Annotated in this window: 8 protein-coding genes; 3 read left to right on the top strand and 5 right to left on the bottom strand. The window is 70.0% G+C overall.

The window, feature by feature from the left end:
• Positions 1-92, top strand: a 92-nt coding sequence (locus ACFQS9_RS16985) for a hypothetical protein (protein ID WP_378406750.1), incomplete at its 5' end; no start/stop codon positions are given.
• Between the two features lie 90 nt (positions 93-182).
• Here the strand turns inward: ACFQS9_RS16985 and ACFQS9_RS16980 are convergent.
• Both ACFQS9_RS16980 and ACFQS9_RS16975 read right to left on the bottom strand, forming a co-directional pair.
• Positions 183-1,388, bottom strand: coding sequence for an MFS transporter (locus tag ACFQS9_RS16980; RefSeq protein ID WP_378406739.1), 1,206 nt, complete (start codon positions 1,386-1,388; stop codon positions 183-185).
• 82 nt (positions 1,389-1,470) lie between these two features.
• Complete coding sequence (locus ACFQS9_RS16975; protein WP_378406737.1) at positions 1,471-1,869, bottom strand: DUF7144 family membrane protein; 399 nt, start codon at positions 1,867-1,869, stop codon at positions 1,471-1,473.
• A 173-nt stretch (positions 1,870-2,042) separates the two neighbouring features.
• Here ACFQS9_RS16975 and ACFQS9_RS16970 point away from each other — a divergent pair, with 173 nt between their 5' ends.
• Positions 2,043-2,864, top strand: a complete 822-nt coding sequence (locus tag ACFQS9_RS16970) for a class II glutamine amidotransferase (protein ID WP_378406735.1) — start codon at positions 2,043-2,045, stop codon at positions 2,862-2,864.
• A 38-nt stretch (positions 2,865-2,902) separates the two neighbouring features.
• Entirely contained in the window at positions 2,903-4,429 is a 1,527-nt protein-coding gene (locus tag ACFQS9_RS16965) for an MFS transporter (protein ID WP_378406733.1), read from the top strand.
• A gap of 32 nt (positions 4,430-4,461) precedes the next feature.
• Here the strand turns inward: ACFQS9_RS16965 and ACFQS9_RS16960 are convergent, their stop codons facing one another.
• Genes ACFQS9_RS16960 through ACFQS9_RS16950 form a run of 3 tightly spaced genes read right to left on the bottom strand, consistent with a single transcriptional unit; the run spans position 4,462 to position 7,789 of the window.
• Positions 4,462-5,715 (bottom strand): dihydrolipoamide acetyltransferase family protein, encoded by a 1,254-nt coding sequence (locus ACFQS9_RS16960; RefSeq protein ID WP_378406731.1) that lies wholly within the window; start codon positions 5,713-5,715, stop codon positions 4,462-4,464.
• Between the two features lie 11 nt (positions 5,716-5,726).
• Entirely contained in the window at positions 5,727-6,704 is a 978-nt protein-coding gene (locus tag ACFQS9_RS16955; protein ID WP_378406729.1) for an alpha-ketoacid dehydrogenase subunit beta, read from the bottom strand.
• The gene (locus ACFQS9_RS16950; protein ID WP_378406727.1) at positions 6,701-7,789 is read right to left on the bottom strand and encodes a thiamine pyrophosphate-dependent dehydrogenase E1 component subunit alpha; all 1,089 of its coding nucleotides are present in this window, start codon (positions 7,787-7,789) and stop codon (positions 6,701-6,703) included. Before ACFQS9_RS16950 ends, ACFQS9_RS16955 begins: the two co-directional genes overlap by 4 nt.
• Positions 7,790-7,861: the final 72 nt, after the last annotated feature.

Genomic DNA, 7,861 nt, shown 5'->3' with positions numbered 1-7,861 from the left:
ACCCGCTGTTCTTCGCGGACACCACCTCGATGCTGTTCGGCGACGCCAAGAAGATGGTCTCCGAGGTCACCGAGGAGCTCAAGGCGCTGTAGCGCGGCTGCGCCGCCTGTGCGCGATCGGTTCCCCGACCGGGGTGCCGGTCGCGCACAGTTGTTTTCGGGGCCTCTGTGGTCCTGGCCGGGTCAATCCCGGGCGTCGAGTTCGACGGGCGCGCGCGGCGACCGCCGAACCTGGCCGGCGTGCCGGGACGCGATCAGCACGAACACCAGCGGCACCACCATCGTCGCGGTGAGCGGCACCAGCTCGGTCAGCCAGCCGAGCAGGGCCGGGCCCGCGAGCAGCCCGACGTAGCCCATGCCCACCACCCGCGACATGTTCACGCCGGCCGATCCGACGCTCAGGTTGCCCGCCGCGGTGAAGATCTGGGGGATGCAACCGGACAGTCCGAGCCCGAACAGTGCCCATCCGGTCAGCGTCAGCCACACCCAGCCGGACACCGTCACCAGGCCGATGCCCAGGGCCGCGATCAACGTGCCGTAGCGCACCACGGAGACCGGTCCCAGTTCCGCGCTGACCCGATCGGCGCCGAACCGGCCCACCGTCATCATCAGCGCGAACGCACCGAAGGCCAGCGCTGCGGTCGCGTCGGAGGTCCCGAGGTGCTCCTTGACCTGCAGGGTGCTCCAGTCGTTCGCGACACCCTCGGACAGGAACAGCGCGAACGCGAGCGCGCCGAGGGCCAGCACCTTCTTCGGGGCCCCGCCGGCGGGGCGCCTGCGGGTGGTCTGGTCGGGGGCCGCGTGGTCGGGGGCGGTATGCGGCAGCAGGAACGGTCCGCACGCGCCGACGGTGAGGAACCCGATCGCGGCGGCGACGGTCAGCGAGGTCAGCGGCGCCCACCCCGCGGCCAGGACCGCGGCGCCGAGCAACGACCCGACGACGCCGCCGACGGAGAAGAACGCGTGGAAGGCCGACATGATCGGCCGCCGATAGAGCCGCTCGGCGTGCACGGCCTGCGAGTTCATCGACACGTCCAGCGCGCCGTTGCCGAACCCGAACACGGTGAGGGTGGCGCCGAGCCAGAGGGCATCGGTCGCCAGCGCAGGCCCGATCACCCCGAACGAGATGAACACCCCAGCGGCGATCACCATCAGCCGACTGCCGTAGCGGTCCGCCAGCGGACCCGCCACCTGCATGCCGATCAGGGCGCCGCCCGCCAGCAGCAGGAGCAGCCAGCCGAGGGTGGCGTGGCTGATGCCGGTGCGCTCCGAGATGGCCGGGATGTGCACGACCCAGGCGGCCAGCAGGAAGCCGTTGACCGCGAAGATCCCGAAGATCGCCGCGCGGGCGCGGCGGAGCCGGACGGGGTCGGTGACGGAAGAGCGCACCCTGCACCGTACTACCCGCGAACCGCCGGAACCGAGCCCAGTCCGCGGGGGCTCGGTTCAGGCTTTGCGTGGGCGATGCCGGTCAGGCGCGCTCGGGCTTCCAGGTGGAGACCGCCCAGATCACCACCACGTCGAGTGCGATGATCAGGACCGACCACCAGGGGTAGTACGGCAGCCACAAGAAGTTGGCGAGGATCGACAACGCCGCGATGACGATCGCGGACACCCGCGCCCACGCCGCCCCGGTGAACAGCGCGACACCGACCGCCGCAACGACCGCCCCGAGCACGATGTGGATCCATCCCCACGAGGTGAGGTCGAACTTGTAGGTGTACTCGATACCGACGACGATCACCTCGTCTTCGGCCACAGCGGCGATACCCTGCAGAACCTGTAGGGCGCCGACCGTGACGAGAATGACCGCCGCACCCATCGAAGTACCAGCTGCGGCCCCCTGCTTGACACTCGATTCCTCGGACATCGCTGTTCGCCTTCCCTCGCTGGAGCGATCTGGCCCGGTTGGATTCGATTCTCCTCCGTTCGACGGGGAAGTGTCGGTGATTTGATCACCTCGGCGGCACCGGGCGGAGCGCGGGCGCGCATCTCTGTCGCAGACGGTGGCGATTCTGCTTGAATTGATTCGTGTGCAGGTGGATGGCTTATTCAGGTGAGCCGATCCTCGCCGAGGATCTGTTGTTCCGCCCTGCGCATTCGCTGATCGATCAGAGTCTGCACTCCCGCCTCGGGGCGACGACCACGAACGGTGATGGCTTCGGCGTCGGCTGGTACGGCGAGGGCGCCGAACCCGCGGTGTTCAAGAGCACCGAACCGGCCTGGAACGACCGGAACCTCCGGGAGGTCGCCGGTCAGGTGCGCACGCCGATGTTGCTCGCGCACGTGCGGGCCTCGACCGGGACGCCCGTGCAGCGCAGCAATTGCCACCCGTTCCGGCACGGACGGTGGCTGTGGATGCACAACGGCGCCATCCGGGGCTTTCACGAGACCAGGCGCGAGCTGTTGATGGCCGTCGACCCGGCGCTGTTCGCCGACATCGAGGGATCGACGGATTCGGAGGCCCTGTTCTTCCTCGCCCTGACCTTCGGGCTCGCCGACGACCCCTTCGGCGCCGTTGCCCGCGCCGTCGGCTTCGTCGAGGACGTCGGCCGAGCTCACGGTGTCGGCGATCCCGTGCAGATGACCGTCGCGACCACCGACGGGGATTCGCTCTGGATATTCCGCTATTCCAGCGAGCGGCAGTCGAGGTCGCTGTTCTTCTCCACCGAGATCGCCACACTGCGGGCCCTGCACCCCGAGGTCGAGATCCTCCACGCGCTGGGCGGGGAGGCCCGATTCGTGGTCTCGGAGCCCCTTCGCGACCTCGAGGGTGCGTGGAACGAAGTGCCGGAATCCTCGGCGGGGGTGGTCCGGCCGGGCAAGGACGAGATCAGGCCCTTCGAGCCGATCCGACCGGCGTGATCGCCCGCCCCCGGCGGTCGCTCGCCATCCTGCTGGCAATGGCGATGTTCGTCCTCGTCGTCGACACATCGCTCATGAACGTGTCGATCTCGTCGGTCGTGCGGGATCTCGGCACGACCGTCAGCGGGGTCCAGGCGGCAATCGCCCTCGAGGCGCTGGTATCCGCCGCGTTCATCCTGATCGGCGGTAAGGTCGGCGATCTCATCGGACGCAAGCGGGCCTACGTCCTGGGTCTGCTCGGCTACGCGGTCGGCGCCTCGGCGATGGCGGTCGCGCAGAGCCTGACCGTGGTCGTCGTCTTCTGGTCGGTGCTCGGCGGCATCGGCGCCTCGCTCCTGCTGCCCGCCATGCAGTCCCTCGTGCACGGCAACTTCGAGGGTGACGCGCGGAAGAAGGCCTACGCCCTGATCGGGTCGGCGGCCGCGATCGCCGCTGCCGTCGGACCATTGCTCGGAGGTTTCATCACCACCTACCTCTCGTGGCGCGTTGCCTTCGTCCTGGAGGTCGTCGTCATCGTGATCGTGCTGTCCGGTATCGGGCTCGTCCGCGAGGTGTCGTACGCCGGGCCCCGGGGTGTGGACGCGGTGGGTGCGGCCCTCTCGGTGCTCGGCATGGGCGGCATCGTGCTGGGGATCCTGGTGTGGCAGGAAGGCGGCGAATCCGTCGCCCTGCTCATGGCGATCGGCGCGATCGCGTTGGCCGCGCTGGCGTACTGGCTGGTCCGTCGCAAGCGTCGGGGGCAACCGGCGCTGTTGGACCCGGATCTGTTCAGATCCAAGATGTTCAGGCTGGGGATCACCCAGCAGATGCTCCAGCAGATCGCCCTGGGCGGCACGATGATCGCGCTGCCGATCTACCTGCAGATGGTGCTCGAGTACAACGCGATGCAGGCCGGCTTGTCCCTCGCGCCACTGTCGCTGAGCATGTTCGCAGTGGCGTTGCTGGCGGGGAAGAAGACGGGAGATCGACGGCCGAGCAGCATCATCCGGTGGGGGTTCGTGCTCTTCACGATCGGGACAGTAGTGCTGATCCCGATCGTGCCCCGGGCAGAGTTCGGCTGGGGACTGCTGGTCCCACTGGCGATCGCGGGATCGGGGTTGGGCCTGTTGGTGTCGCAGCTCAACAACTACACGCTCGCCCCGATCGAGGAGGAGCGGGTCAGCGAGGCCGCGGGCGCGAATTCGGCGGCCGGGTCGTTCGGGCTGTCCTTCGGGCTGGCGTTCGCAGGCGCCATCATGCTGGCCACGCTGTCCATCGCCTTCACCTCGATGGCGGAGTCGAGCACCGTGCTGCCGCCTGCCGATCAGCAGCACGTGGCGCAGGTGCTTGAGGACGACGCGGAGGTGATGAGCAACACCCAGCTCGAACAGTTGCTCGTCGGTCGACCCCCGGAGATCCAGGACGAGATCCTGCGCATCAACACGGACGCGCGGCCGCTCGCGCTTCAGGTGGCGCTGCTCATCCCGATGCTCGCCGGTCTCATCGGGGTGTTCAATTCGCTGCGCATGATGCGGATTCCGGATCCCCCGTCTCAGGGCTCCGGCGAGGGCACCTCTCTGGTCTGATCGGGATCTCCGGGCACCGGCTGCGGGCGCGGCTAGAGCAGGGTGAGGGGGTCGGTCAGCGTCGCGGCGATGTCCGCGAGGAAGCGCGAGGCCTGTTCGCCGTCGACCAGGCGGTGGTCGAACGAGAGGCCCAGAGTGGTGACCTGGCGGACCGCGACCCGGTCCTCGACCACCCAGGGGCGCGGCGCGATCGCGCCGAGGCACAGGATCGCCGCCTCGCCCGGGTTGAGGATCGGGGTTCCGGTGTCCACGCCGAACACCCCGACGTTGGTGATCGTGATGGTGCCGCCGGACAGGTCGGAGGGGGTGCACCGGCCGGCCCGGGCGGTGGTGGTGAGCTCGTGGATCGCCCGGGTGAGCTCGAGCAGGCTCATCAGGTGCGCGTCCTTGACCGAGGGCACCAGCAGTCCGCGCGGGGTGGCGGTCGCGATCCCGAGGTTGACGTAGTGCTTGGTGACGATCTCCTCGTGCTCGTCGTCCCAGCTCGAGTTGAGGGTGGGGTGTCCGCGCAGCGCGACCAGCAGTGCCTTGGCGACCAGGGCGAGTGGGGTCGGATCGAGGCCGGCGAAGGCGGGGCTCGCGCGCAGGTGCGCGATCAGATCCGTCGACGCGCTGACGTCCACGGTGACGAACTCGGTGACGTGCGGAGCGGTGAAGGCGCTGCGGACGACGGCGTCCGCGGTCTGCCGCCGCACACCCCGGATGGGGGTGCGGGTCTCCCGGGCAGATGGTGTGCCCGGGGGCAGTGCTGTGCCCGGGGGCGGTGGTGTTTCGCGTGGAACATCGTGCGCGCGTATGTCCTCGGCGGTGACGGCGCCGCCGGACCCGGTGCCCTGGATACCGCTCAGGTCGATGCCGAGCTCGCGGGCCAGCCTGCGCGCGGAGGGCTTCGCGTCGGGCCGTGCGGATCTCGCGTCCGCGGAATCGGTTGGGGTTCTGCGCCTTCGGCTCTCGGGCTCCGCGGTCGGACCGTAGCCCACCAGCGTGGCGGGGTGCTCCGGCGGCCCGGCGGGCGCCGCGCTACCGGGGGCGTCGACCGCACCGGGCTCGCCGATCCGGATCAGCGGGGCCCCGACCTCGACGGTGGTGCCCGCCTCGGCGAGCAGCGCCAACACCGTGCCCGAGAAGGGGGAGGGCAACTCCACCAAGGCCTTTGCCGTCTCCACCTCGGCGATCACCTGGTCCAGTTCGACGGTGTCGCCCACCGCGACGGCCCAGCGAACGAGCTCCGCCTCCGTCAGGCCCTCACCGAGGTCGGGCAGCCGGAACTCGTTCGCTGGGTGCACGGGATGTCCCTTCAGGCGGCGAGGGTCTTGTCGACCGCGTCGAGGATGCGATCCGGATCGGGCAGGTAGTACTTCTCCAATCTGGCGGGCGGGTAGGGGGTCGCGAACCCGCCGACCCGGACGACGGGCGCCTCGAGCTGGTAGAAGCAGCGTTCGGTGATCCGGGCCGCGATCTCGGACCCGAGCCCGAGGAACACCGGCGCCTCGTGCGCGACGACCAGCCGCCCCGTCTTGCGGACGGACGCCTCGACGGTGTCGAAGTCGATGGGGGAGAGCGAGCGCAGATCGATCACCTCGATCGAATGCCCCTCTCGCCCTGCGACGTCGGCCGCCGACAGCGCCGTCGACACCATCGCTCCGTAGGCGACCAGGGTGACGTCCGTTCCGGGGGCAGCGACCCGGGCGCGGTGCAGCTCGAGCGGGGCCGGCCCGTCGAGGTCCACCTCTCCCTTGTCCCAGTAGCGGCGCTTGGGTTCGAAGAACACCACCGGATCGTCCGAGGCGATGGCCTGCACGATCATGTGGAAGGCGTCGTCGGGGGTGGACGGGGTGACCACGCGCAGGCCGGGGGTGTGCGCGAAGTACGCCTCCGGGGACTCCGAATGGTGTTCCACCGCACCGATTCCGCCGCCGAACGGCACCCGGATCGTGAGCGGCGCCCGCACCCGCCCCGCGGTGCGATAGTGGATCCGCGCCACCTGGGACACGATCTGGTCGAAGGCGGGGTAGACGAACCCGTCGAACTGGATCTCGCACACCGGCCGGTAGCCGCGCAGCGCCATCCCGAACGCGGTCCCGATGATGCCGGACTCGGCGAGCGGGGTGTCGATGACGCGGGCGCTGCCGAAGTCCTTCTGCAGCGTGTCGGTGACCCGGAAGACGCCCCCGAGCTTGCCGATGTCCTCGCCCATCAGCAGTACCTTCGGGTCGCGCTCGAGGGCCCTGCGCAGCCCGGCGTTCAGCGCGGCGCCCAGCGCCATCGTGGTCATGGCCGCACCTCCTCGAGGGTGCCGAGATACGCCGAGAACTGTTCGCGTTCCTCGTCGATCAGCGGGTGCGGACCGCAGTAGACGTGATCGAACAGCGTCAACGGAGCCGGATCCGGGATGGCGAGGGCGCCTGCCCGCAGCGCGCCTGCCGCCTCGCCCGCCGCGGCGTCGACCCGGCGCGTGAACTCCTCGTCGATCGCGCCCTCACGCTCGAGCAGCCGACGGAGTCGGTCGATGGGATCGCGGGCACGCCAGTGCTCGACCTCCGCGCCGGTCCGGTACCGGGTGGGGTCGTCGGCGGTGGTGTGCGGGCCCATCCGGTAGGTGATGGCCTCGATGAAGGTCGGCCCGCCGCCCTCGCGTGCGCGCCTGACCGCGGTCCGGGTCACCGCGAGCACGCCGAGGACGTCGTTGCCGTCGACCGCGATCCCCGGGATCCCGAATCCCCCGGGCCGTGCCACCAGTGGGAACGGACTCTGCAGTCGTACCGGCTCGCTGATCGCCCAGTGATTGTTCTGGCAGAAGAACACCACGCCCACGCCCCAGCCGGCGGCGAACCCGAGCGCCTCGGAGATGTCGCCCTGGCTGGTGGCTCCGTCGCCGAAGTACGCCATGACGGCGATCTCGGCGCCGTCCAGGTGCGCGGCCATCGCGTAGCCGGTGGCGTGCAGCCCCTGTGAGCCGACGACGATGGCCGGGTTGGTCAGGTTGAACTCGGCGGGATCCCAGTTCGCCAGGGCCGCACCCCGCCACAGCGGCGGCCACTGTGCGGGGGGAACCCCGCGGCTGTAGGCGAGCCCGTGCTCGCGGTAGCTGGTGAACACGTAGTCGTCGGGTTCGAGTGCCCGCGCGGACCCGATCTGCGCCGCCTCCTGGCCCGAGCTCGGCGCCCAGATCCCCAGCTGTCCCTGGCGCTGGAGCGCGGTGGCCTCCGCGTCGATCCGGCGCAGCACCACCATGTCCTCGTACAGCCCTCGCAGTTCGTCCGGGCCGATGTCGGCGACCTCGGCCGAATAGGCGGACCCGTGTACCCGGGCTCCGTCGGGCTGGATGAGTTGGACCGGATAGTCGATCTTCTCGGACACCGGACCCTCCTCGCTGCCTCTGCCGGGGCGGTCCTCGTGAGACCTCGGCGGCGCTGAATTTGTCCTTACCTC

The sequence above is a fragment of the Rhodococcus daqingensis genome, from assembly GCF_042665615.1.
Taxonomy (GTDB): Bacteria; Actinomycetota; Actinomycetes; order Mycobacteriales; family Mycobacteriaceae; genus Rhodococcus_G; species Rhodococcus_G daqingensis.
The sequence above is the reverse complement of the archived record's forward strand: the minus strand, read 5'-3'. Positions and strand labels throughout refer to the sequence as shown.